25 protein-coding genes and 1 tRNA gene are annotated in these 24,758 nt (G+C 31.7%); 10 read left to right on the top strand and 16 right to left on the bottom strand.

The genetic code is table 11. The features are described from left to right. Positions 1–2 precede the first annotated feature (2 nt). The 3 genes from uvrA to THEYE_RS05145 are packed head-to-tail and all read left to right on the top strand — an operon-like array spanning position 3 to position 3,797. On the top strand, positions 3–2,504 hold the full coding sequence (uvrA, locus tag THEYE_RS05155) for an excinuclease ABC subunit UvrA (protein WP_012546498.1): 2,502 nt from the start codon (positions 3–5) through the stop codon (positions 2,502–2,504). Then, positions 2,501–3,448: an RluA family pseudouridine synthase gene (locus THEYE_RS05150; RefSeq protein ID WP_012545382.1), complete on the top strand. Its 948-nt coding sequence runs from the start codon at positions 2,501–2,503 to the stop codon at positions 3,446–3,448. Before uvrA ends, THEYE_RS05150 begins: the two co-directional genes overlap by 4 nt. Further along, positions 3,435–3,797, top strand: a complete 363-nt coding sequence (locus tag THEYE_RS05145; protein WP_012545146.1) for a YkgJ family cysteine cluster protein — start codon at positions 3,435–3,437, stop codon at positions 3,795–3,797. The genes THEYE_RS05150 and THEYE_RS05145 overlap by 14 nt, the downstream gene beginning before the upstream one ends. Here the strand turns inward: THEYE_RS05145 and THEYE_RS05140 are convergent. The 10 genes from THEYE_RS05140 to rpsU form a co-directional block, all read right to left on the bottom strand. Continuing rightward, positions 3,790–4,581 carry an inositol monophosphatase family protein gene (locus tag THEYE_RS05140; RefSeq protein ID WP_012546263.1) on the bottom strand — a complete coding sequence of 264 codons (792 nt, stop codon included), beginning with the start codon at positions 4,579–4,581 and terminating at the stop codon, positions 3,790–3,792. The two genes, THEYE_RS05145 and THEYE_RS05140, sit on opposite strands and share 8 nt — an antisense overlap. Next, positions 4,578–5,099 carry a nitroreductase family protein gene (locus THEYE_RS05135; protein WP_012545049.1) on the bottom strand — a complete coding sequence of 174 codons (522 nt, stop codon included), beginning with the start codon at positions 5,097–5,099 and terminating at the stop codon, positions 4,578–4,580. Before THEYE_RS05135 ends, THEYE_RS05140 begins: the two co-directional genes overlap by 4 nt. Beyond that, on the bottom strand, positions 5,092–6,006 hold the full coding sequence (locus tag THEYE_RS05130) for a PP-loop family protein (protein ID WP_012545940.1): 915 nt from the start codon (positions 6,004–6,006) through the stop codon (positions 5,092–5,094). The genes THEYE_RS05135 and THEYE_RS05130 overlap by 8 nt, the downstream gene beginning before the upstream one ends. Next, entirely contained in the window at positions 5,988–6,386 is a 399-nt protein-coding gene (locus tag THEYE_RS05125; RefSeq protein ID WP_012546858.1) for a ribonuclease HI family protein, read from the bottom strand. Before THEYE_RS05125 ends, THEYE_RS05130 begins: the two co-directional genes overlap by 19 nt. Next, on the bottom strand, positions 6,387–7,124 hold the full coding sequence (locus THEYE_RS05120) for a zinc ribbon domain-containing protein (RefSeq protein WP_012545753.1): 738 nt from the start codon (positions 7,122–7,124) through the stop codon (positions 6,387–6,389). It lies immediately after the preceding gene. A gap of 23 nt (positions 7,125–7,147) precedes the next feature. Next, a tRNA-Ile gene (locus THEYE_RS05115) sits at positions 7,148–7,221 on the bottom strand. A gap of 48 nt (positions 7,222–7,269) precedes the next feature. Beyond that, positions 7,270–8,553: a sigma-70 family RNA polymerase sigma factor gene (locus tag THEYE_RS05110; protein ID WP_012545571.1), complete on the bottom strand. Its 1,284-nt coding sequence runs from the start codon at positions 8,551–8,553 to the stop codon at positions 7,270–7,272. Further along, a complete protein-coding gene (gene dnaG, locus THEYE_RS05105; RefSeq protein WP_012546187.1) occupies positions 8,546–10,246 on the bottom strand; it encodes a DNA primase in 1,701 nt (566 codons plus the stop codon). Before dnaG ends, THEYE_RS05110 begins: the two co-directional genes overlap by 8 nt. Before the next feature lie 9 nt (positions 10,247–10,255). Beyond that, positions 10,256–11,212: a hypothetical protein gene (locus THEYE_RS05100; RefSeq protein WP_012545019.1), complete on the bottom strand. Its 957-nt coding sequence runs from the start codon at positions 11,210–11,212 to the stop codon at positions 10,256–10,258. 75 nt (positions 11,213–11,287) lie between these two features. Beyond that, positions 11,288–11,485 (bottom strand): 30S ribosomal protein S21, encoded by a 198-nt coding sequence (rpsU, locus tag THEYE_RS05095; RefSeq protein WP_012546110.1) that lies wholly within the window; start codon positions 11,483–11,485, stop codon positions 11,288–11,290. Positions 11,486–11,590: 105 nt separating this feature from the next. Between rpsU and THEYE_RS05090 the strand changes: the two genes are divergently transcribed. Next, a complete protein-coding gene (locus THEYE_RS05090; protein WP_012545641.1) occupies positions 11,591–12,793 on the top strand; it encodes a putative DNA modification/repair radical SAM protein in 1,203 nt (400 codons plus the stop codon). A 23-nt stretch (positions 12,794–12,816) separates the two neighbouring features. On the opposite strand, the gene THEYE_RS05085 is transcribed toward THEYE_RS05090, so the two are convergent. Next, the gene (locus tag THEYE_RS05085) at positions 12,817–13,848 is read right to left on the bottom strand and encodes a zinc-dependent dehydrogenase (RefSeq protein ID WP_012545362.1); all 1,032 of its coding nucleotides are present in this window, start codon (positions 13,846–13,848) and stop codon (positions 12,817–12,819) included. Then, positions 13,849–15,831, bottom strand: a complete 1,983-nt coding sequence (locus tag THEYE_RS05080; protein WP_012546024.1) for a methyl-accepting chemotaxis protein — start codon at positions 15,829–15,831, stop codon at positions 13,849–13,851. Between the two features lie 62 nt (positions 15,832–15,893). Here THEYE_RS05080 and THEYE_RS10575 point away from each other — a divergent pair, with 62 nt between their 5' ends. Then, on the top strand, positions 15,894–16,337 hold the full coding sequence (locus THEYE_RS10575) for a cupin domain-containing protein (protein ID WP_012546757.1): 444 nt from the start codon (positions 15,894–15,896) through the stop codon (positions 16,335–16,337). Here the strand turns inward: THEYE_RS10575 and secA are convergent. Continuing rightward, complete coding sequence (secA, locus tag THEYE_RS05070) at positions 16,334–18,976, bottom strand: preprotein translocase subunit SecA (protein WP_012545108.1); 2,643 nt, start codon at positions 18,974–18,976, stop codon at positions 16,334–16,336. The two genes, THEYE_RS10575 and secA, sit on opposite strands and share 4 nt — an antisense overlap. 67 nt (positions 18,977–19,043) lie before the next feature. On the opposite strand from secA, the gene THEYE_RS05065 reads away from it, so the two are divergent. Together THEYE_RS05065 and hypD are read left to right on the top strand one after the other, a co-directional pair. Then, complete coding sequence (locus THEYE_RS05065; protein WP_012545890.1) at positions 19,044–20,090, top strand: Sfum_1244 family protein; 1,047 nt, start codon at positions 19,044–19,046, stop codon at positions 20,088–20,090. Then, positions 20,087–21,145 carry a hydrogenase formation protein HypD gene (gene hypD / locus THEYE_RS05060; RefSeq protein WP_012545661.1) on the top strand — a complete coding sequence of 353 codons (1,059 nt, stop codon included), beginning with the start codon at positions 20,087–20,089 and terminating at the stop codon, positions 21,143–21,145. Before THEYE_RS05065 ends, hypD begins: the two co-directional genes overlap by 4 nt. Here the strand turns inward: hypD and THEYE_RS05055 are convergent. The 3 genes from THEYE_RS05055 to THEYE_RS05045 form a co-directional block, all read right to left on the bottom strand. Continuing rightward, positions 21,142–21,564: an OsmC family protein gene (locus THEYE_RS05055; RefSeq protein ID WP_012546540.1), complete on the bottom strand. Its 423-nt coding sequence runs from the start codon at positions 21,562–21,564 to the stop codon at positions 21,142–21,144. The two genes, hypD and THEYE_RS05055, sit on opposite strands and share 4 nt — an antisense overlap. 203 nt (positions 21,565–21,767) lie before the next feature. Then, complete coding sequence (locus THEYE_RS05050) at positions 21,768–21,977, bottom strand: DUF2283 domain-containing protein (RefSeq protein ID WP_012546452.1); 210 nt, start codon at positions 21,975–21,977, stop codon at positions 21,768–21,770. Continuing rightward, positions 21,964–22,227: a DUF4258 domain-containing protein gene (locus THEYE_RS05045; RefSeq protein ID WP_012545476.1), complete on the bottom strand. Its 264-nt coding sequence runs from the start codon at positions 22,225–22,227 to the stop codon at positions 21,964–21,966. Before THEYE_RS05045 ends, THEYE_RS05050 begins: the two co-directional genes overlap by 14 nt. Positions 22,228–22,321: 94 nt before the next feature. On the opposite strand from THEYE_RS05045, the gene folK reads away from it, so the two are divergent. From folK to THEYE_RS05030, 3 genes are all read left to right on the top strand, one after another. Then, positions 22,322–22,774 (top strand): 2-amino-4-hydroxy-6-hydroxymethyldihydropteridine diphosphokinase, encoded by a 453-nt coding sequence (gene folK / locus THEYE_RS05040; RefSeq protein ID WP_012545434.1) that lies wholly within the window; start codon positions 22,322–22,324, stop codon positions 22,772–22,774. Between the two features lie 99 nt (positions 22,775–22,873). Next, complete coding sequence (locus tag THEYE_RS05035) at positions 22,874–23,773, top strand: manganese-dependent inorganic pyrophosphatase (protein WP_012546629.1); 900 nt, start codon at positions 22,874–22,876, stop codon at positions 23,771–23,773. A gap of 30 nt (positions 23,774–23,803) precedes the next feature. Then, positions 23,804–24,733 carry an AAA family ATPase gene (locus tag THEYE_RS05030; RefSeq protein WP_012545673.1) on the top strand — a complete coding sequence of 310 codons (930 nt, stop codon included), beginning with the start codon at positions 23,804–23,806 and terminating at the stop codon, positions 24,731–24,733. Positions 24,734–24,758: the final 25 nt, after the last annotated feature.

Genomic DNA, 24,758 nt, shown 5'->3' with positions numbered 1-24,758 from the left:
CTATGCAGCAAAACATTGTAATAAAAAAAGCAAGACAACACAATCTTAAAAATATTGATTTAATACTTCCAAGAAATAAGATTATTGTCATTACAGGACCTTCTGGCTCTGGAAAATCATCTCTTGCTATGGATACGATTTTTGCAGAAGCCCATAGAAGATACCTTCAAAGTCTTCCAATAGAATTAAGAACAATTTTTGATCAGTTACAAAAACCAGATGTTGACTTTATTGAGGGACTTTCACCAGGAATCTCTGTTGACCAAAAAACAATATCAAAAAGTCCTCGTTCAACAGTGGGAACAATTACCGAAATTTACGATTATTTGAGACTTCTTTACGCTAAAATTGGAATACCTTACTGTCCAAGATGCGGCAGAAGACTTATTTCTCAGGATATAAATAAAATGCTTGATTTTATATTAAGTTTGACTGAAGGAACTAAAATTCAGATTCTTGCACCTGTGGTTATTGAAAAAAAAGGAGAACATAAGGAAATTTTTGATAGAGCAAAAGCTGAAGGATTTATAAGGGCAAGAATTGATGGAAATATTGTTGAACTTACACAGGAATTTTCTCTAAAAAAACATGTAAGGCATACGATTGAACTCATTGTTGATAGAATTATTGTTAAAGAAAAATACAAAAATCAAATAAAAAGAGCATTAGAACTTGCAATGAAATATACACAGACAGTTGTTGTAAATATTGTTAATGAAAATAGAGATATTATTTTTAGCAGTGTGCTTGCCTGTCCCAATTGTGGAATAAGTTTACCGGACATTGACCCACGACTTTTCTCTTTTAATAGCAAATACGGTGCTTGCCCGAGATGTAAAGGATTGGGTTATGAAAATATTGAAGAAGAGGAGGAAATAGATGTTTTAAGTTTAATTCCTTGTAAACTTTGCGAAGGCACAAGACTCAGGGAAGAAAGTCTTGCAATAAAAATTAATGGAAAAAACATAGCAGAGCTATCAACCTTTTCAATTGATGAATTAAAAAATTTTTTATATGGATTAAAATTTTCTTCTTATAACGCTCCAATCGCGGAAAGAATACTAAAAGAAATTTTTATAAAAATTGATTTTCTCCAAAAAATTGGAGTTGGGTATTTAAGCTTAAATAGGCCTTCATTTAGTCTTTCAGGTGGGGAGGCCCAAAGAATAAGACTTGCAACCCAGCTCGGATCACATTTAAGTGGAGTTCTTTATGTTCTTGATGAGCCAAGCATAGGACTTCATCCAAGAGATTGCTTAAAACTCATAGAAAGCATGAAAGAACTTTCAATAAGAGGAAATACTCTTATTGTTGTTGAGCATGATGAAAGTACAATAATGAATGCTGATTTAGTAGTTGAACTTGGTCCAGGAGGAGGAAGAGATGGAGGATATCTAACTGGAGTATACCCTCCTGATAAGCTCTTAAAAAGTAGAAATTCAATTACTGCTCAGTATTTAACAGGTTCAAGCAAGATTTCAATACCCGAAGAAAGAAGAAAATCTCAGAAATTTATAAAAATTATCGGAGCACAAGCCTACAATCTTAAAAATATAAATGTTGAAATTCCTCTTGGAGTATTTGTATGTGTTACAGGTGTTGCAGGTTCTGGTAAAAGCACATTAATATTTGAAATTTTATATAAGGCTTTAGTAAAAAAACTTTATAATGCAAATGTTTATCCTGGTAACTATAAAGCAATTGAGGGGATTGAACAGATAGACAAAGTTGTATGCGTTGATCAATCTCCAATTGGAAGAACATCTCGTTCAACACCTGCTACATATACTCAAGTTATGACTGAAATTAGAGAACTTTTTTCACTTCTTCCAGACGCAAGAGTTCGTGGATATTCAAAATCTCGCTTTAGCTTCAATCTTCTGGGTGGAAGATGTGAGTCCTGTCAAGGTGATGGAATAAAAAAAATAAAGATGCATCTGCTACCAGATGTTTATGTTGTTTGTGACAACTGTAAAGGAAAAAGATACAATGAAGAAACACTTCAAATTAAGTATAAAGGGAAAAATATAAGTGAAGTGCTTCAAATGACAGTAAGTGAAGCTCTTGAATTTTTCTCTGCTGTACCAAAGCTTAATCAAAAACTCCAAATAATGGAAGATATAGGACTTGGATATATAACACTTGGACAGCCAGCAACAACACTTTCAGGAGGAGAAGCCCAAAGAGTTAAGCTTGCTAAAGAACTGAGTAAAAAGCCAACAGGAAAGACTCTTTACATACTTGATGAACCTACAACTGGACTACACATGGTTGATATAGAAAGACTGCTTAATATACTTCAAAGGCTTGTTGATATGGGAAACACTGTTATAGTTATTGAACATGACCTTGAAATAATAAAATGTGCAGATTATATAATAGACCTCGGACCTGAGGGTGGTTCATCAGGAGGCTATCTAATAGCAAAAGGAACTCCTGAAGAGGTGGCTTTGAATCCAAATTCATATACTGGAAAATTTTTAAAAGAAAAATTAGGGTTATGAGCATTTTGTTACAGACTGAAAAAGCTGATGAAGGTAAAAGACTTGATATTTTTATTTCTGACAAATTAAATATAAGTAGAGCAAAAGCTCAAGAAGCAATTGAAAAGAAGTTTGTAAAAGTTAATAATTATGTTAAAACAAAGAGTTATAAGATAAAATTTAATGATTTAATTGAAGTTTCAGATGAATTTTCTCTGAAATTAGAAAACTCTGAAAAACTAATTCCACAAAATATACCAATTCAAGTTATTTATAAAGATGATTACTTAATTGTCTTATCAAAACCTGCTGGAATGGTTGTTTATCCTTGCGCAGGGCATCCTGATGGAACACTTATGAACGCATTAGCTTATCATGTAAAGAAGCTTGCAAATGTTGGTGCTCCTTTTAGACCTGGAATTGTTCATAGACTTGATAAGGATACATCAGGCGTAATGGTTGTTGCATTGGATGATGAAACTTATTATAAATTAGTGGAAGCCTTTAAAAAAAGAGAAATAAAAAAAGAATATCTTGCTCTTGTATATGGACAACTAAGAGGTTCAGGTAAAATAACAACTCCAGTAGGAAGAGCAATTTATGATAGAAAAAAAATGTCTATAAAATCAAAAAAAGCTAAAGAAGCAATAACTGAGTGGGAAGTGATAAAAAATTTTAAAAACTATACTTTTTTGAAAGTAAAAATTCTTACAGGTAGAACTCATCAGATAAGAGTTCACTTTTCATCAATCGGACATCCTGTTATAGGAGATAAAACTTATGGAAGAAAAACATATATTGAAATAGGAAATAAAAAAATACCTGTGTCAAGACAGATGCTTCATGCTCATAAAATTGAACTAATACATCCAATAACTGAAAAACTTCTTCAGTTTGAGGCTTCCTTGCCTGATGACATTCAATATATTTTAAACATTTTGGAGGACAGATATGAGTCTGAATGATAAATTACTGAATGAAATTCTTGGGACAGTTGAACAAAATTTTATATGTCTTAGATGCGCTGAGTGTTGTTATCAATGGGCTGTACCTCTTCCTGATGGAAAAAAGAAAGCAGAAAATCAAGAATGTCCATATTTGGTTAACATATCAAAAAATGGAAATCAATGGACAGAAGCATTTTGCAAAATTTATGAAAGCCGTCCTGATGTGTGCCGGAATTTCAAAATAAGCTTTGCTACAATCTGCCCTATTGGATTATGGAAATGGCTCAAAATAAAAGAAAAAAATCCAGATATTGATATTCCTGAAAGAGTTAGAAAAGTTTTAGAATTTATTAAAAATTTTACTTAAAATCTAAAACTTTTTTTATTTTTTCAACCAAAAATAAATGAATTTCTCTATTACCAGCAATTATATGCCCTGTTTTTAAATAATCATTTTCTCCTTTAAAATCTGAAACCACTCCACCAGCTTCTTTTATTAAGATTACACCTGCTGCAATATCCCAAGGACTCAGTGCAAATTCAAAAAATCCATCAACTCTTCCGCATGCAACATAGGCAAGGTCAATTGCCGCAGCACCAGCTCTTCTAAGATCGCTGACCGAGTAAAGTAGTTCTCGAAATATTTTTATATAGGTATCAATGTATTGTTTATGTCTGAAAGGAAACCCTGTGGCAATAAGACTCAGAGCAGGCTCTTTCATTGATGATACTTTAATTTTTTGTTCATTTAAAAATGCACCACTGCCTTTTTCAGCATAAAAAGTCTCATTTTTTATCGGGTCATGAACAACTCCTAAAACAAGTTCTCCTTTATACATTAGAGCAATAGATATTGCAAAGACAGGAAATCCATGAATAAAATTTGTTGTTCCATCAAGAGGATCAACTATCCATAGGTATTCTGCTTTTTTATAGTCATTTGATGATTCTTCAGACATTATCTGATGTGTTGGAAACTGTTTTTTTATGCACTCAACTATTATTTTTTCTGATTGAACATCAACTTTTGTGACATAGTCTGAAATGCTCTTTTGTGTTATTTCTTCCTTTGAAATTGTGCCAATTCTATTTTTAATAACACTTTCTGCTTGTTTTGCAGCTTCTATAGCAACTAAAAGAAAATTTTTCATTCAATAAACTCTATAGCCTCATGAATTGAAACTCTTGGAGGAACTGAAGGTACATAACCTGGATAACCAACAGGCATAATTACGACAGGTCTTAAATGTTTTGGTAATTCTAAAATTTTTGAAACTTCTTCTTCTCTGAAAGCTCCTACCCATACAGTACCAAGACCATTTTCATGTGCTACAAGCATAGCATTTGTAATACTACAGGCAACATCTTGAATTGCATAAAGATTTACACCTCTTTCTCCATATCTTGGATAGATTTTTTCTTTGTCTATGCATCCAACAATAACAAGAGGAGCATCTGCAATGAACATCTGACTTAATGCTGCCTGAGCGAGCTTAATTTTCATTTCTTTATTCTTTACAAAATAGAACTTCCTTGCCTGAAGATTACCAGCAGAAGGTGCCCATATTAAGGCTTCAATGAGCTTTTTGACTAAATCTTCGGAGATATCTTTTTTAAGAAAAGATCTGACGCTTCTTCTCTCTTTTACTGCCTTTAAAACTTCATCCATGTTTATATTGTAACAACTTTTCTTTAAGTCTGCAAATGCTACACAGTTCAGAAATTGTCATATATCCACAATTTTTACATGACTGAAGAGATATATTGTTTATATTCTCTGGATAGAATCTTTTTGCTCTTTTTAAATAGCCTTTATAAAATCCTATAATTGAACCTGGAAAGTCATAATTTATTTCATAAACAACTTTTTTAAATAATTCATAAACTTCTGATTTATATGGACATGGTTCGTCAATATATTTTATAGATAAAGTTTCACAAAAAAATCTGGTTTCTTCTTCTGTAATAAGGCAAAGGGGTTTAACTTTTCTACTAAAACCTTCTTTTTCATGCAAAACAGGATAGATTCTTGCAAGAAGTTCATCGTTCCAAAAAATCATGTTTTTCAAAATAAAAGCGACTTCGTCATTAAGAGTATGACCTGTTACAATTGTTTGACCTGAGGATTCCCTGTTTAAAATATATCTTCTGAGCATTCCGCATACTGCACAAATAGGCCTTTTTGATATTTTTGATAGTTCTTTAAGTGGTAACTGAATTTCTTCCTGTAATTTTATAGTTTTTAATGAAATATCTTCTTTTTCACAGAATTCTTGAACAAACTCTTTTGATTTTTTGGAAACTTCTCCTATTCCAACATCTATGTGCAATGCCTTTATATTATATTCCATATCTTTTAGTGCTTTAAGAATGCTCATACTATCTTTTCCACCTGAAACAGCAATTAAAATACTATCTTTTTTACTAAACATTTTGAATTTTTCTATTGTTTCTTGAACTCTTTTTTTAAAAAAAGCAGGAAAACATTCTAAGCAGACTTTTAAATTATAGTGTTTTAAAACAAGTCCTTTCTTTAAAAATCCGCAGAAATTACATCTTATTTTTTTGATTTCCATGAAGCTTCTTTAGCAAGTTTGTCTGCTATAAAATTATTTTCTCTATAGATATGAAATATCTGATATTTTTTAAAGTTACTCAGAAGTTTTTTAGCTTTTTCATAAAGTGGAACCAAATTTTTGTTTCTAACTTTATAAATTCCATTTATTTGATGGACAAGAAGTTCGCTATCTGAAAAAATCTCTATTTCCTGTGCCTTTTGTCTTAATGCTTCTTCCAGTCCTTTAATTAATGCTGTGTATTCTGCTACATTATTGGTAGTTTTACCAATATATTCTGAGATTTCTACTTTTTTGTTATCAAAAATAATTACACACCCGATACCAGCATCTCCAGGATTTCCTCGCGAGGCACCGTCGCAGTAAATCTTTGCTTTCATTTAAGACTGAACCTGAGCTTCCTCTAATTTTTCTTCAGGTTTGTAGTAAAGAAATCGTCCACATTGAGGACAGTGATAAATGGATTGATTTATTTTTATTTCTACATAAAGCTGGGGGGGTATATGAAGAAAACAACCTTGACAGATGAAGTTTTTTACCTCAACAACTGCCAGTCCTTTATGTTTTTTCATCAATTCTCTATATTCTTCATAAAATTCTGGGGGCAATTCATTTATTAATTTTTTTCTATCTTCTTTAAGGGCTTCAATTTTTTGATTAATAATATTTCTTTCTTTTTCCAATTCTTTTTTCTGTTCATCTATCTCTTTTTTCTTTAATTCAAGATTTGATTTAACTTCATTAAGATTTTTCTGGGTTTCATCAAGATTATAAAGAATTAAAAGAAGGTTTTCCTCTTCTTTTTTTAAATTTTCCTCAATCAATTCAATTTCTTTTAATAGTGCTTGGTATTCTTTATTTGTTTTTATTTGTGATGTTTTTTCTTTTAGTTTCTTTATTTTTTCATTTATATCCTCTATTTCTCTTTCCTTTTCTTTTTTATTTTTTTCTAAATTTATAATTTTTTTCTTTTCATTTTCAAACTGTTTATCAATTTCTTGTATTTTTTCTTCAAGTTTTTTAATTTCCAGAGGAATTATTTCAAGTTTTTGTTTTAAAGAAATGATAAGAGAATCAATTTTTTGTAACTTTATAAGAGTGTTTAATTCCTCACTCACGTTGCATTTCTCCTTATAAAATATGGGCCCACCAGGATTCGAACCTGGGACCAACCGGTTATGAGCCGGTAGCTCTGGCCAGCTGAGCTATGGGCCCTTTAAATACTTGCTACAAAATTACTATAACCTTACAAAGGCAGATTAGTCAAGATTCTCTAATAAACTCCCGCAACCATTTGAGCCTGCATAACCGTTTTAATTTTCTCATTGCTCTTAATTCAATCTGTCTTATACGTTCCCTTGATACTGAGAATTCCTTACCAACTTCATCAAGACTTTTTGGTTTTTCTTCATTTATTCCGTATCTTCTCATCAATATTTCTTTTTCTCTTTTACTCAATAAAGAAAAAACTTTTTCAATTAAATGTTTTAGATCATCATGTAATGCTTCTTCATAGGGATTCGGAGAATTCATATCTTCTATAAACTCTTTTAGCAAAGAATCATCATCTCTGAGTGACATGTCTATTGATACAGGTTCTTTACTTATTGCAAGAAAATCTGCAATTTTATCGCTCGGTATATTTAAATTTAATGAGATTTCTTCAATATCGGGTTCATTTTCAGAATTTTGATATAACTCACGATATATTTTATTTATTTTGCATATGTTATCTATGACATGCACAGGAATTCTAATTGTTTTTGAATGTTCTGCAATTGCTCTATTGATTGATTGTCTTATCCACCATGTTGAGTATGTGCTGAATTTAAATCCTTTTTTATATTCAAATTTTTCAACTGCTTTCATAAGTCCTATATTCCCTTCCTGAATTAAATCCTCAAGATTTAATCCTCTTCCTGTATACTTTTTAGCAATGCTTACAACAAGTTTAAGATTTGATTCTATCATCTTATTTTTAGCCTCAGTAAATTCATTGAATATCTTTTTTATAGTCATAAAATGATCAAGAAATTCTTCATTTGTCATCCCTGTAATAGGCTGTAAATTCTCACCTTTTATAATTTCTCTTCTGAATTTATCAAGTTCTTCTACAAACATATTTGTTAACTCATCTCTTAAGGGAATATCAAAAATTTTTTTCAAAAATTCTTTTGTAGTTTTTTTCCTTCTCATAATTTTTTTTATGTTTTCTGAAACTTTAATAAATCTTTCCTTAATTTGTTCAATATCAATCTCTTCTTCATCATCCAGCATTTCTTTAGCTTTTTCAGGATTTTTTGAAAAGACATTACTTAATTCATAAATTTTTTTCTGAACAAAAGGTATATGAAGCAGTTCTTTTATGAGCTCCATTTTTTTATCAGTTATAGTTTTGGCAAGATTTTTTTCTTCCTGTTTTGACAAAACCGGAAATGAACTAATACACTTAAAATAAAGGTTTAAAGAATCATAGGTTGGTGAAGTTTTATTCACTATTTGATCTTTTTCTGCAAGTTCCTCTGAAAAATTCTTACTTTTATCCATTGTGATTTTTTATAATATTTTTTTTCATTCTAATTAGTTCCTGAAGAGTTTTTTCATCTCCTGATTTTGCAATTTTTTTGATTTTTTTATCAATAGATTTAATAGCAAGACTTTTAAGACAATCATTCATATTTTGCATTATTAACTCTTCATCAATTTCAGAAGTCATAATCAATTTTGAAATAAATGTCTTTTCTTCTTCATCAATTATATTTAAAAGTTTATTCAATGAAAATTGACCATGTTTTTGTAACTCTTCTATTTTAGAAAAAATATTCCTTATTATCGTCACTTCAAAATCTTCAATATTAATTTTTTGCAATATATAATTGATTTTTTCAGGATAAGATAATGCTATACGAAGAAGAATTTCTTCTTCTTTAGAGACTAAATAATTTTTAATATTAATTTTTTCTTTTTTAAAGTTTTTATTATGAACAATTTGCTTAAGTTCATCTCTGAGGGTCTTTTCATTAATGCCCGTTTTTTCTGAAAGTTCTTTTAAAAGCTCATCCCTATAAATTAGGTCTTTGAGATAGCTTAAACTATTAAGAAAACTGTGAATTCCTTCATTCAATTTATTTTTTGGATAGGTTTTTATAATTAAATCAATAGGAGACAGAGCTTTTGAAATATAATTTTTGAATGCTTTATCTCCATATTTTTGTAAAAAACTGGCTGGGTCTTCTTTTTCAGGTAATAAAACTATCTTGGCTATAAAACCACCATAAAAAAGTGGTAATAATGATCTTTGTGCGGCATGAATTCCGGCTTCGTCTCCATCAAATATTAATAATATTTTATTGGTGAATTTTTTTAAATTATTCAAAATTCTTTTTGTTTTTTCTAACTGTTCTTGGGTAAGAGCAGTTCCCAAAGGAGCAACTACATTTTTAAATCCATATTGATGACAGAGGATTACATCCATATATCCTTCCACTACAATTACATATCCTTTTTCTCTAATGTGTTGTTTTGAATGCCATAATCCAAAAAGATTTTCTCCTTTTTTAAATATCGGCGTATCTGGAGAATTAATATACTTTGGGAGTTCAGATGATGAATCTATCAGTCTTCCTCCGAATCCTATAACTCTACCTGTTAAATCATGAATTGGGATAATAATTCTGTTTCTGAAAAAATCATAAGAGTTGCTAACCAGTCTGGATGAGTTAATTAAGATATCATCAAAATTTTTCTCTTTTAAAAAATTATATAAAGAATTTTTTTCTGCAGGAGCATATCCAATTTGAAAAATTTCTATAGTTTTTTGATTAATTCCTCTTTTTATAAGATATTGCTTGGCGTTTTCAGAATTGTTCAACTGTTCCATATAATAACGTGTAGCACTCTCGTATATTGCATAAAGCCTTTCTTTGGAAATATGAGATATACTTTTTTTTACAGATTCAAATTCTAAACCTGTTTTTTGGGCAAGAATTGAGATAGCTTCAAGAAAGCTTACTTTTTCATATTCCATCACAAAAGTGACAATATCGCCACCTTTTCCGCATCCGAAACAATGGAAAATTTGTTTTGAAGGGTTTACAAAAAATGAAGGAGTTTTTTCTGAATGAAAAGGACAAAGAGACTTATAATTTTGACCTGTTTTTTTTAAATCTATGTATTCGGAAATAAGTTCTACTATATCTAATCTGTGTTTTATTTCTTCTAAAACTTTCTGATAATCCATTCCAAAGGCTTAATGCCTTTTAATACGTTTAAATCCAGAACATTCTAAAATTTTGATATCTTCCCCTTCAGTTATTTTATCAAGAAGTAAATTTAGTCCAACAGTGTCACTGGCTATATGTCCAGCAATAACTACATTTATATGATTTTTTTCTGCTTCTTTACGATGGTCTTCACTTAAATGCATAGCAACTACTGTATTTATACCACTTAAAGCCATACTCTGGAAGATATCTTTTGAGCCCTCTGTTCCACCTGTCATATCTACAAATATTTTTCCTGCTTTTCTTTCTTTACTTCCAATGAGAATTTTAGGTCCTGCATTATTTTTTTCTGCATCTCTGTATTCAGGAATCTCTAAAAGTAATTCTATAACATCGTCCAATGTATAAGGTTTCTTTTCATCAAAAAGTTTTTGTAAATATGTAGCAACCATATTATCTGCTGGTGTATGCAGACACATAAAAGGTATATTGAGTAATCTTGCTGCATCCACAGCTCTTGTATGATTAACAGGCATTAATCTTCTTTCTACTTCCTTTATTCTACCTTCCATTAGGCTTTCAGCTATATTTATTGGGACACCAAATCTTCCAAGAATATCTGCCTGCATATACATTACAGAAAAAAGTCGTGCATAAGCTCCGCCTTCGGGATGATGTGAGAGAACTAAATCTACCTGAGTGCCATTTTTCCTTAAAGAATCCGCTAAAACCAATTCCCCTACTTCCATATCTATTCCAGCAATTATTGTCTTTATCTCTTCATCACCTGTACCAAAGAGAATTCTTGAATCGCTATAAGGATTTTCAAGAGATTCTGTATCAAAAAATTCTTTTTTCTTATCAGGAATTCCCTCATAATCCTTTTTTCTTTTTTCAAGTTCTTTTAAAACTTCTTCTTTACCTCTTGGATCATTTTCAATTCCTGTTTGAATGGCTTTTTTATATAGCTCTATCAGTTTCATGAATCCTCCTGGTTATCAAATAAAATTGAGGAGATTCTGCTTTCACAGAATCTCCCGCATATTAGTAGACAGAAATTACCTTGATAACATTTTCATTTTTTTTGCTAATTTTTTTCTGGCAGCAAGAACTTTTTTCTTTCTTTTAACACTTGGCTTTTCATAATGTTCTCTTTTTTTAATTTCAGAAAGTATTCCTTCTCTTTCGCACTGCTTTTTAAACATTTTCAGCGCTGCCTCAAATGAATCCATATCCCTAACATTTACAGAGGGCATCCAGTTTCTCCCCTCCTCTCTTTTTAGAATTTTAATAAATACTTTACCAGCAAAAGATTATTTTAGTCAATAAAAAACCTAAAAAATGTTAATATATAAATTGAAATGATTGTAAAAAAAATTCCTGATATCTACGAGAGATTATCCCTTCTTGCAACTGGTGCAAAATTTGATGTTTCTTGTTCACCATCATTTGATAGAAAAAATTTTTCAAAAAAAGAAAGTTTTTCTAAATTTGGAATACATAACACATGGACATCTGATGGAAGATGTGTAGCTCTTCTTAAAGTATTACTTACAAATTTTTGTGTAAATGATTGTGCTTATTGCATAAATAGAAAAAGAAACGATATTCCAAGAACAGTTCTAAAACCTGAAGAATTTGCAAAAATTGCTTATGAATTTTATAGGAAAAAACAGATTGAAGGAGTTTTTTTAAGTTCTGGAATAATTGGTAATCCCAATAAAACAATGGAAATGATGGTAGATACAGTTAAAATTTTAAGAACAAAATATCAATTTAAGGGGTATATTCATTTAAAAATTATTCCAGATTCTGATGAAACAGCCATCACTGAAGCAATCACATTAGCAGATAGAGTAAGCATAAATTTAGAATTGCCAACTGAAAAATCTCTTTCATTAATTGCTCCTGAAAAAAGATTGCTTTCTATTGTCAATGCAATTGAAAAGATTAATAAAATTATTGAAAGTAAGCCCATAGGTGCAAAAAGTCAGACAACTCAATTAATTGTTGGAGTCACTCCAGATACAGATTATCAAATTCTTAAACTATCTGAAAATCTTTATAGAAATAACAGTAGACTTAAAAGAGTTTATTACTCAGCATATATTCCAGTAAATGATGATCCGAGACTTCCTCAAATTTCAAAACCGCCACTTCTTAAAGAACATAGACTCTATCAAGCTGACTGGCTCATAAGATATTATGGATTTCATACAGAAGAAATAGTTTCAGATGAAAAGCCTTATTTAGATGAAAAAATAGACCCCAAACTTGATTGGGCATTAAAAAATATTAATTTATTTCCTATTGAAATTCAAAAAGCTTCTTTTGAAACACTTCTGAGAGTTCCAGGAATAGGACCTACTTCTGCAAAAAGAATTTTAAAAGAAAGAAAAAATACAATGTTAACACTTGATGGATTGAAAAATCTTGGAGTTGTAATAAAAAGAGCAAAGCATTTTATAACAATTAATGGCAAATATTACGGAAATAAAAATATAATTCAAAATTACAGGCAAAACTATTTAAAAGACATTCAGCAATACAGTTTAGCAATATAATTAACAGACAAAAATTCAATTAATTAAAATAATATCATGCATTTTAGGGAATCTTTGGCAAGTGATGTAATATCATATGCTTTTTTAGTTTCGTTAAGCTTGAATCTGTGAGTAATAAGCAAATTAGAACGCACTATACCAGTTTCTATAAAATTTAATGCTCTTTTCATATCATCAGAGCCACATGAATAACTTGTGGTAATAGTTATATCATTAAAGTAAATATCATTTACAAAGAAACTTAATTTTTCTTCAGGTGGTGTTGGAGTAAATATTAAAAGCGTACCACCCCGTGAAACAAGTTTCAAAGAATCCGTAATTAAATTTACATTTCCTGGACCAACAATTACTTCTTGAGCCATTAGTCCATCTGTTATTTTTTTTATTTCTTCATAAATATTTTTCTGTGAAACATCAATTACATAATCAGCACCAGCTTGTAAAGCTTTTTTAAGCCTAAAACTTACCATATCTGCACCAATAACTCTCTCAGCACCGAATTCTTTAGCAAGCATTATATGTATCTGTCCCATTACGCCAAGCCCGATTACAACTATAGTATCACCTTTTTTTATGTTTGCTCTTTTTAAAGACTTAACAACACATGCAACTGGTTCAACAAGTGCTCCTTCTTCAAAGGATACTGAATCTGGAAGCCTTAAAGTGTCATTTTTTAAATTAACTTCTGGAACAACTATGTATTCAGCGAGTCCTCCAGGAATAATCTTTGATTTTTTCCATGTTTCGCACTGAACAAAGTCACCTCTTTTGCAGAAAAAACAGCTCATACACGGCGCATGATGATGAACCGCTACTCTGTCTCCTTCTTTCAAAGATATTTCTGATTTAATTTTATCTCCAATTTTTATAATCTCTCCTGAAATCTCATGTCCTAAAACTAAAGGTGCTTTCTTTTCAATATACCAAGGCATTACATCACCAGAGCATATTCCGCATGCTTTTACCCTTACCAGAGCCTCTTTTGGTGAAGGTTCTGGTAAGGGTATTTCTTCTATTCTTATATCTCCAAATTTATAAAGTTTTGCTACTCGCAATTATATTTTCACACCTTTTATTGAATCTGTAAGTTTCCGTATCACATCATTGAGATTTTCAACTTCCTGAACCACCATGTCTGTTGTTCCTTTAACTTCCTGTGCAAGTGCACTTGAACGTTCTGCATAACGCGCTACCTCTTCACTGGCTGAGGATTGTTCTTCAGTTGCCGTTGCAATCTGTGTAATAGAGTCTTTAACTTTTTGGGAAAAATCAGCAATTTTGTTGAGAGATTTTTTCACTTCATTTAAAGACTTTAAAGCCTCTGCAACTTCCTTTGCAGTAATATCCATGCTTTTAAGGGATTCACGGGATTCGTTCTGAACAGCTGTAATTTTTTCTGTTATTTCATCTGTTGCTTTGATTGTTCTTTCAGCAAGTTTTCTTACCTCATCAGCAACAACTGCAAAGCCCCTACCCTGCTCCCCTGCTCTTGCTGCTTCAATTGCTGCATTTAAGGCGAGAAGATTTGTCTGGTCTGCTATGTCTTTAATAACTGTTACGATATCACCAATCTCTTCAACTCTGCTATTTAAAGCATCCATTGTCTTTTTTAACTGTACTGTTGATTTATTTGCAGATTGAACTGTTTTCATGGCACTATCAGAAAGGGCAACACCCTCATTTGAAACATTTCTTGACTCATTTGCAAGGTCAGAAGCACTGGCTGCATTTTTAGCAATATCAGTAATTGTCTGACTCATCTCCTCAGCAGCGGTAGCAATCTGATGTGCCTGAGCTGTCTGTTCATCTGTCTTAGTCTTTACATTATCAATGTTTTGCTCTAAGGATCCTATAACACTATTGACCATTGTAGCTGAATTTTTTATTTCTTTAACCAATGCCTGAGTAAATTCTTGAACTTTAATTATACTTCTTGCAATAAGTCCTATCTCGTCTTTTCTGTTTCTGTAGCCTTTTCCAAAACCTATTTTACTAAAGTCTCCTCTTGCTACATCCTCAAGCTTATATGCCATATCAGGTAATGGTTTTAAAGACCTCTGCGTGACAAATAATATAAGTAAGGATACTAAAATAGCACCAAGAATATTTACTGCTAACATTATATTTCTTACAGTCGCGACTTCGCTTGCTATTTCATCTACATATGTCCCTGAACCAATTAACCAGTTCCATGCAGGATAATGAGTATAAGCAACAACTTTTTCCTTTGCAAATATTTCATTTGGATTTTTCCATGGATAATAAATTAAACCTTCTTTCTTTTGTATCATTTCTTTTATAAACTCTTTTCCTTTGGCATCTTTGCTATCAATAATATTCTTCCCTTCTAAAGCAGGATGAACAATTAGTGTACCTTTATTTTTTTCAGATGTATCAATAACATACATATATCCTGTTTTACCAACTTTGATAGAGCGAATAAAATCTTTTAGATGCTTCATTGTCTTTGATATATCAAATCCTATAAAATATACACCCACTACATTACCTGAAGAATCTTTAACAGGCACATACTTGGTCATGTAATCTTTACCAAAAAGAGTTGCTTTCCCAACATAAGTTTCACCTTTAAGAAGCAAAGGATAAGCAGGATGATTTCTATCAAGTGTTGTTCCTACCGCTCTTGTTCCATCTTCTTTTTTAAGAGATGTAGCAATTCTTAAAAAGTCATCTCCTTTTTTCTCAAAAATTGTTGCTACTGAACCACCTGTCAATGAAGTGAATTTATCACATACATCATTATTAGGTTTAATGCCTGGAGCCATGCTTTGGAAAATCTTCATAAATTTTTCCGCTGAATCCTTTGCAGTTTCATCAAAACAACTAATCTGCTCTTTAATAAGTGCTACTTCTCTCTTTAGTGCTTGAATATTATAATACTCAATTTTGGATTTTGTTTGAAGATAAATAACCAATGCCACAATAGAATAAACAATAAGGATTGAGATAACAGCAAGAATAAAGACTTTTTTACTCAACGAGAAAGAATTAAAAAAATTCACCAGCTTTTCAAACATAATCCCCTCCTTTTTATTTTAGAATTTTTATTATTTTCAATTTTGGATTATAATTATATAACATGGAAAAGATAAAAAAGCAAAACAATTTTTGTGATATTCAAAATAAAAAAAATTTATCAAAAAATAAAATTATACGATTTAAAAACAATCAATGGAATACGATAAAAAGCATTCCTTATAAAGATAAATCTGGAAACTGGGCTTTAATTGAAAGATTTCCCCTTATAGCAAGCAATGCAATTAAGTTTGAGGTGAGATATTTTGAAATAGCTCAAGGAGGATGCTCTTCTTTGGAGTATCATAAGCATGCTCATGTTGTTATATGCCTTAAGGGTAAGGGTAAGATTAGATTAGGAAATAAATATAAAGTTTTAAAATATCTTGATATAGCCTATATTGCACCAAATGAAATTCATCAACTTTTAAATCCCTATAAAGAACCTTTTGGATTTTTATGTATTGTTGATAAAGAAAGAGATAAACCAGTGGAAATTAAAGATTAACTATTTTTACCGCAGCATTTTTTATATTTTTTCCCGCTTCCACAAGGACATGGGTCATTGCGTCCAATTTTTTTAGGTTTTTCTACAGGACGGCGTGCACCATCTCCGTCACTTCTCTGAATTTTTTGAGCCCTTGCTACTTTGACCTGAGATTCCTCTTTTATCTGAATCTTAAACAGCCTTGTAAGGATGTCTGATATAATATTTCTTGACATTTCCTCAAAAAGTTCAAATGCCTCTTTTTTATATTCTACAAGAGGATCCCTTTGAGCATATCCTCTTAAACCTATTCCTTCTTTTATATGGTCTATTCCTAAGAGATGGTCCTTCCATTTTGTATCTATTACATGAAGGAAAATCATCTTTTCCACATCACGCATAAGTTCTTGTCCAATTTTTTGCTCTTTCTTTTCATAAGCTTCTCTAAGTTTTTCAAGTAAATATTCCTTTATCTCATCCTTTGATTTGTTGCTTAAATCAACTTCTATATCAAATCTTGCACTTAGCTGTTCTTTTAATTTTTCAACTCCTTCACTTTCTTGAGCTAAATAAAAATCAACCATTTCATCAATTTCTATCTCAAGAAGTTCAAAAACTTTATCTTTTAAAGAATCACTTTCTAATACTTCTTTACGAAAAGAATAAATCTCATTCCTTTGACTATTCATTACATCATCATATTTAAGTAAATGTTTTCTTATATCAAAGTTGTGAGCCTCAACTCTTTTTTGAGCGTTCTCAATGGCTTTTGAAACCATTTTATTTTCAATGGGAGTATCATCTTCAATCTTTAAAAAATGCATAAGACTCTGAAGTCTTTCTCCTCCAAAAAGCCTTAATAGTTCATCTTCAAGAGAAAGATAAAACCTTGATGAACCAGGGTCACCCTGTCTACCTGCCCTACCCCTTAGCTGATTGTCAATTCTACGGGATTCATGTCTTTCTGTTCCAATAATATGCAATCCTCCAAGGGATACAACTTTGTCATGTTCTTCTTTACAGATTTCTTTCGCTTTTTCTAAAGCTTTTTTATATTCCTCTTCTGTATAGTCCTTTCCCGCAAGCATTTCTCTTGCAAGAAATTCCGGGTTTCCACCAAGAAGTATATCTGTTCCTCTACCTGCCATGTTTGTAGCAATTGTCACAGCACCAATTCTTCCTGCCTGAGCTACTATTTCGGCTTCTTTATCATGGTATTTGGCATTGAGAACATTATGAGGAACTCCTTTTTTCTTGAGCATTTTACTTATTAATTCAGATTTCTCAATTGACGTTGTTCCAACAAGTACAGGTCTCCCAACTTTATAACATTCTTCAATCTCTTTTACAACAGCCTCATATTTTGCTTTTTCTGTTTTATATACTGCATCTGGATAATCCTCTCTTATCATTGGTTTATGCGTTGGAATAACAACAACTTCAAGATTATATATCTCTGCAAACTCTGATGCTTCAGTATCAGCAGTTCCTGTCATTCCTGCAAGTTTTTTATACATTCTGAAATAATTCTGAAATGTTATGGTTGCAAGGGTTTGATTCTCTGCTTCTATTTTTAAGCCTTCTTTTGCTTCTATTGCCTGATGCAGTCCATCAGACCAGCGTCTTCCCTCTAAAAGTCTTCCTGTGAATTCATCAACTATGACGATCTTTCCATCCTTAACAACGTAATCAACCTCTTTTTTAAAGAAATAGTGAGCTCTAATTGCCTGATTTATATGATGAACAACCTGTATATTTGAAGGATTATATAAATTATCTATTCCGAGAAGTTTTTCAGCCTTTTGAGAGCCTTGCTCAGTCAATACAACTGTTTTAAGTTTTTCGTCAAGCTTGAAGTCATTTTCAGGCTTTAAATATTTAATAATTCTGTTTACAGCATAATAAATATCTGTTGATTCTTCTGATGGACCTGAGATAATAAGGGGTGTCCTTGCTTCATCTATAAGAATGCTGTCAACCTCATCAACAATTGCATAATTAAGTTCTCTCTGACATAGTTCATCTATGCTGTATCGCATATTATCTCTGAGATAGTCAAATCCAAATTCATTATTCGTTCCATAAGTTATATCTGCAAGATAAGCTTCTTTTTTACTGCAAGGACGAAGTCTATCAAAACGTCTATCAGGTAATCTGTAATTAGGATCATAAAGAAATGAAGCATCCGGCTGAATTACACCAACACTTAATCCAAGAAAATTGTATATTGCTCCCATCCATTGAACATCTCTTCTGGCAAGATAATCATTTACAGTTACAATATGTACACCCTTGCCTTCTAAGGCATTTAAATAGGCAGCAAGAGTTGCAACGAGGGTTTTACCTTCACCTGTCTTCATCTCAGCAATTTTGCCTTCATGCAAAACCAGTCCACCAACAAGTTGAACATCAAAATGTCGCATTCCAAGAGTTCTCTTTGCAACTTCACGAACAACTGCAAAAGCTTCTTTTAAAATGTCATCAAGGCTTTCACCTTTGGCAAGTCTTTCTCTGAATTCATCTGTTTTTTGCTTTAGTTTTTCATCTGAAAGAGAGGATATCTGACTCTCCAATCTGTTTATGTCTTCAACAATTGTAAAGTACCTCTTAAGCTCCCTCTCATTTTTTGTGCCAAAAATTTTCTCTAAAATTTTAACCATATTTGTATGTTAAACCACAGTAACCTATTTGTTCAAGAAAAACCTGCTAATATGATATGATAAAACTATGTTAAATCCTGAATTTTTTAATACTGTTAAATATAATTGTGATGTTTCAGATGCTAATTATTGGGGATACTTTTCAATCTGTACGTTACTTTTGCGTCTTAGAGAACTCTTTAAAATTGAAAGAGAGCTTGAACCATGGGAAAATATAAAAAATGAGGAAATATTCCCCTGGATTGAAAAAAAAGAAAAAAGATGGAAAGAGCTTGAGAATGCTAAATTAATCCCAATTAAAATTAATGGCAATTTTTACTCTCCCTTTGATATTGATAGTATAAATAGTATTACTGTAAAAAATGGTTTTGTTTATGGCGCAGGATATGCTTTATTTATGAAACCGAGCTTTTTTATTGGTTCAATACATAGATTTGAAAAGATTGATGGTTATAATGTCTATTTTATTGATAAGGAAGTTGTAAGAGATATCTTCTCATCACCCGGAATGAGTATTGGGGAAAATATTTTTATAAGATTAACTGATATAAAATACAGGTTATGGGAAAATTTACAGAGTTGGGTTAGTAAAAAAGGAGTGATATACGAAATTATTTTATCAGAATTTGGTAATCCCAATGAATGGAAATATCCCTTTGAAAAGTTTAAAAATATTGTTGATAAATATTCTAAAATCGTGCTTTATCATGAGATTGCAGAACAAAAAGAAAATACTCTTCAGTGGAATGAAATTATAAAATATTGTGACACCTCTAAAACCGAACATATTCTGAGAGGAATTAAAGATTTTGTTGCTGATTTATCTGAAAATGGACCTGTTCATAGAGCATTTATTGAAAAGGATAGAAAGCTTCTTGGATTATATATTCTGTCACAGGGAGTATATCAGAAAAAAATTTTGAAAATTACTATGCATCAAATTGAAAAAGCATTGATATTAAATGATTGGCAAAAGATAGAAGAAATAAGAGTCAATGAATTTAATAAATGGAAAAACAATCTTGAAAAGATATTAAATACTTTTAATATATACGGATTTAAAGAAGTTAAAAATTTAACAGATAAAATATTTGAAGAGGGAGGAATGAATTGAAAGAGTTTATAGGAGTCATTGAAAAACTTTCAAAAAAAATCCAAAGACAGATAAATTTAATGGAAGTATGTGGGACTCATACTGTCTCAATTTTTAGGCATGGCATTAGAAGCCTGATACCTTCAAATATAAAACTACTAAGTGGACCAGGATGTCCTGTATGCGTAACTCCGATTGAAGATGTTGATAGAATGCTCTATATATCAAAACAACCTGATGTTATTCTTACAACTTTTGGAGATATGATGAGAGTCCCTGGAAGTAATGGTTCTCTGTATAAAGCCAAAGCTGAAGGAGCTGATATAAGAATGGTTTATTCCCCTCTTGATGCTTTAAAAATAGCTGAAAACAATAAAAATAAAAGAATTGTTTTTTTTGCTGTAGGATTTGAAACTACTTCTCCACTTATTGCTGGTACTCTTTTTGAGGCAGACAGGAAAAACATTGAAAATTTCTATATTTATTCTGTGCATAAGTTAGTTCCTCCAGCATTAGAAGTCCTTGTAAATACAGAGGAGCTTAAACTTGATGGTTTTATTCTTCCAGGGCATGTAAGCACAATAATCGGTAGCAAAGTTTATGAGTTCATTCCTTTACAGTATAAAAAAGCATGCGTAATTACAGGATTTGATGCTGACGATATTCTTCATGCAATCGCAATGCTATTAAAACAAATCTCGGATAATGAACCAAAGGTTGAGATACAATACAAGGATGCGGTGAAACCAGATGGAAATCCTAAAGCAATTGAATTTATAAACAGATACTTTGAACCTGCTGACAGTAACTGGCGTGGCATTGGAATAATCCCAAAAAGCGGGCTTAAGCTAAAAGAAAAATATGCTTATAGAGATGCTCAAAAAATATTCAGTATTTCAGGGATTAAAGTAAGAGAACCACAGGGATGTAAATGTGGGCTTGTTTTAAGAGGTGTTAAACTACCAACCGAATGCCCCTTATTTGCGAAAATATGCACTCCGGAAAATCCTGTTGGCGCCTGTATGGTAAGTTCTGAAGGAAGCTGCGCAGCCTATTACAAATACGGACGCAGTTAATCCACCTCAACTATCTTGTATGAATGAATAATTTTTGCTGAATGTTCAAGCGTTGCCTTAACAGAACAGTATTTTTCCATTGAAAGCTGAATAGCCCTTTTTACTGCCTCTTCTGATAAATTTTTCCCCTTCACAATAAACTCTATTTCTATTTCTGTAAATCTTTTTGGATATTCATCAGGCTGCTTGCCATTTACATTTATCTCTATGCCTCTTACATCCTGCTTTTTCTTTGCAAGAATTGAAGCAATATCCATACCACTGCAACCACCCAAACCCACAAGCAAAAGCTCCATTGGACGCATTCCAGAGTTTTCACCACCATAATCAGGACTTCCATCCATAACAATTGCATGACCTGTTCCAGACTGTCCCACAAACTGTAAACCACCAGTCCATTTTACCTTTGCCTTAAGCATGAAAACCTCCTTTTTGGTTATGAGACTTCCTCAAAAACTTGTAACCTATTGAAATTCAATAAATTACAAGCCCTAAAATTTTTCAATTACCTCTATATGTCATTCCAAGCCGAAGGCGAGGAATCTGACCGTTATTAATTGAGCAGCATCAGTGATCTTTTCATTTTGTATATACCACAACAAATTCTTAATGGTCTATTTTCTTATGGAATAGCTATTACTTTTTCTTTTACAACGCTTGAAAGAGAATTCAGAATAAAATCTTTTGCATCAAGTATTTCCAAAAGAACTGGTTCTCCATCTTTTGAAAAATGAATAATTATTTGTCCTTCTTCTTCTGCATAGTCTATAGGTTTATCAGAAAGTTCTATCAAAAGAGCGTCAACATCTTTACTGTACCTAATCTTTCTCATACCTTAACCTCCTTCCCGGATAAACTGTTACTACATAAATCTTTTCTGAACTGGATTCATAAACAACTCTGAGAACATGGATTTCATCAATAACCTTCTGAGCTATTAGTCTTTCCTTATATCCTAATTCTATTTTATCAGGAGTTTTGATAATTTCTTCAATTTTTTCTTTAGTTATCTCAATCCCATGAGATTTCAGTATATCTATTTTTAATAATGAATGTTTGCTAAATTCAATTTCAAGTGGCATAAATTATTAATTAATATTTAAAGTTTTTTTGTCCCTTTAATTATCAATTAAATTACTATAGAATTTTTCTAATTATACCATTAAAATATCTTTTATGCATAAGGTTTATCTTTTGCTTGGTTCAAATTTAGGGAACAGGGGAAAAAATATTGATAATGCTATAAATGAACTGAAAGCCTGCGGGTTAATGATTTCAAAAAAGTCTTCTCTGTATAATACTTCGCCCTGGGGATATACTGAACAGCCTGAGTTTTTAAATCAGGCACTTGAATGCCTGACTTCTTTGGAGCCTCTTGAATTGTTAAAAGAGATAAAAAAAATAGAGAAGAAGATTGGGAGAAAGAAAACTGTGAGATATGGACCCAGAATTATAGATATTGACATAATATTCTATGATGACTTGATTTTCAAAAGTGATGAACTAACCATACCCCATCCACTGATGCATGAAAGAGATTTTGTATTAAAACCTCTTTGCGAAATTGCACCTGATTTTGTTCATCCAGAACTAAAAATATCAGTAAGAAAATTACTTGAAAAGCTTTAATAACTCTATTTTAAATTTTAATGGCTCTTTCCTTGACATTTTAAGTATGAAATTGTCAAAATTTTACAATTTTAAAAAAATTTTTTTAGGAGGGAAAAGATGAGCGATATTTATGTAATCGGCCATAAGGCACCAGACACAGACACAGTCTGTTCAGCAATTGTTTATGCTGGCATTAAGGGGTACAAAGCAGCAACAGCAGGTCCAATTAATGAGGAAACAGAATTCGCACTTAAACAGTTCGGTGTTCCAGCCCCTGAAATTTTAGAGAACGCTGCAGGGAAAACACTTGTTCTTGTTGACCACAACGAAGAAAAACAAAGAGTTGACGGAGCAGAGAAAATACTCGCAATTATTGACCACCACAAAATGAACTTTAACTATCCTGACCCTATTTTCATTCATGTTGAACCAGTAGGAAGCACAGCAACAATTCTTGCAAAAATGTTCTCTAATGAAGTAAAAGCAAATAAAGCATATGCTGGTTTGCTTCTTTCTGCAATTCTTTCTGATACAGTAATATTTAAATCTCCTACCACAACAGAAGAAGACAAAAAAATTGCTGCAGAGCTTGCCCAAGTTGCTGGGATTTCTGATATAACAAAATTCGGCGTTGACCTCAAAAAAGCTAAAGCAAGCATCAAAGGAAAACCAATTGCCGATGTTGTTCATGTTGACTTCAAAGACTATGACTTCAAAGGACTAAAAGTTGGTATTGGACAGACAGAAGTTGTTGATATTGAAGAAGTCTATGAAAGAAAAGATGAATTTGTTAAATATCTCAATGATTTAAAGAGTAGCAAAGGCTATGACATGGTTATTTTTATGGCAACAGACATAGTAAAGGAAGGCACCGAACTTTTCTATTCAGGAGATGCTTCAAAAATTGAAAAAGCCTTTAATGTAAAAGTATCAGGTCCTTCTGTTTGGTTACCTGGAGTATTGTCCCGTAAGAAACAAGTAGCACCACCTGTTGAAAAGGTTTATTTAGAAGGTTAAAATAAAAGAGGGGGCATTGTCCCCCTCTTTATGATTGAAAAGATAAAAAATCAAAAAATACTTCAGATTATCAACTGTCTTGGAGAGTATCTTCAGGGTAAAGAAACAGCAATAATTCTTTCTCTTATTTCCATATTTTCAAAGGGGCATCTCCTAATTGAAGACTTTCCAGGACTTGGTAAAACATCTCTTGCAATTTCTTTATCAAAAGCACTTAATTTAAGCTTTGGAAGAATCCAATGCACAAATGATTTGCTGCCAACCGATATTACAGGACTTTCAATATACAATAAAAATACAGGTGAATTTGAGTTCAAAGCAGGTCCTCTCTTAAACAATATAGTGCTTGTTGATGAAATAAACAGAGCAACTCCTAAGACACAGTCTGCTCTTCTGGAAGCAATGGCAGAAGAACAGGTTACAGTAGATGGAAAAACATATAAACTTCCAAAGCCTTTTTTTGTGATAGCAACCCAGAATCCGATTGAAATTTATGGAACATTTCCGTTACCAGAAAGTCAGCTTGATAGATTTATGATGAAAATAAGTATAGGATATCCTGAAAAAGAAGCTGAGAAAAAGATACTTCAAGAAGGAAGTTCAAGAGAAAAACTGTATAAACTCACCGCTGTAATGGATAAAGAGGAAATAATCAGGCTTCAAGATGAAATAAAACAGGTTTATTTATCGGATAAAATTATTAACTGGATACTTGATTTTATAAATATTACAAGGCAAGACAGCCGTATTTTATTGGGTCTTTCTACAAGAGGAGGACTTGCAATTACATACACTGCTAAAGCTTATGCAAAATTTCGTGGAAGAGATTACGTAATTCCAGAGGATGTTAAAGAAATGATTCCTTTTGTTGTTCCCCATCGCATAATACTTAAAGAAGAAATTGTATCAAAAGAAGAGGTGATATCATCAATCCTTCAAACTATTTCCACTCCTCCGTAAAAATTACAAATACTGGGTGGATATA

This window comes from Thermodesulfovibrio yellowstonii DSM 11347 (assembly GCF_000020985.1).
GTDB classification, from domain to species: Bacteria; Nitrospirota; Thermodesulfovibrionia; order Thermodesulfovibrionales; family Thermodesulfovibrionaceae; genus Thermodesulfovibrio; species Thermodesulfovibrio yellowstonii.
Note: the sequence above shows the minus strand (reverse complement) of the source record. Positions and strands in the feature narration are given on the sequence as shown.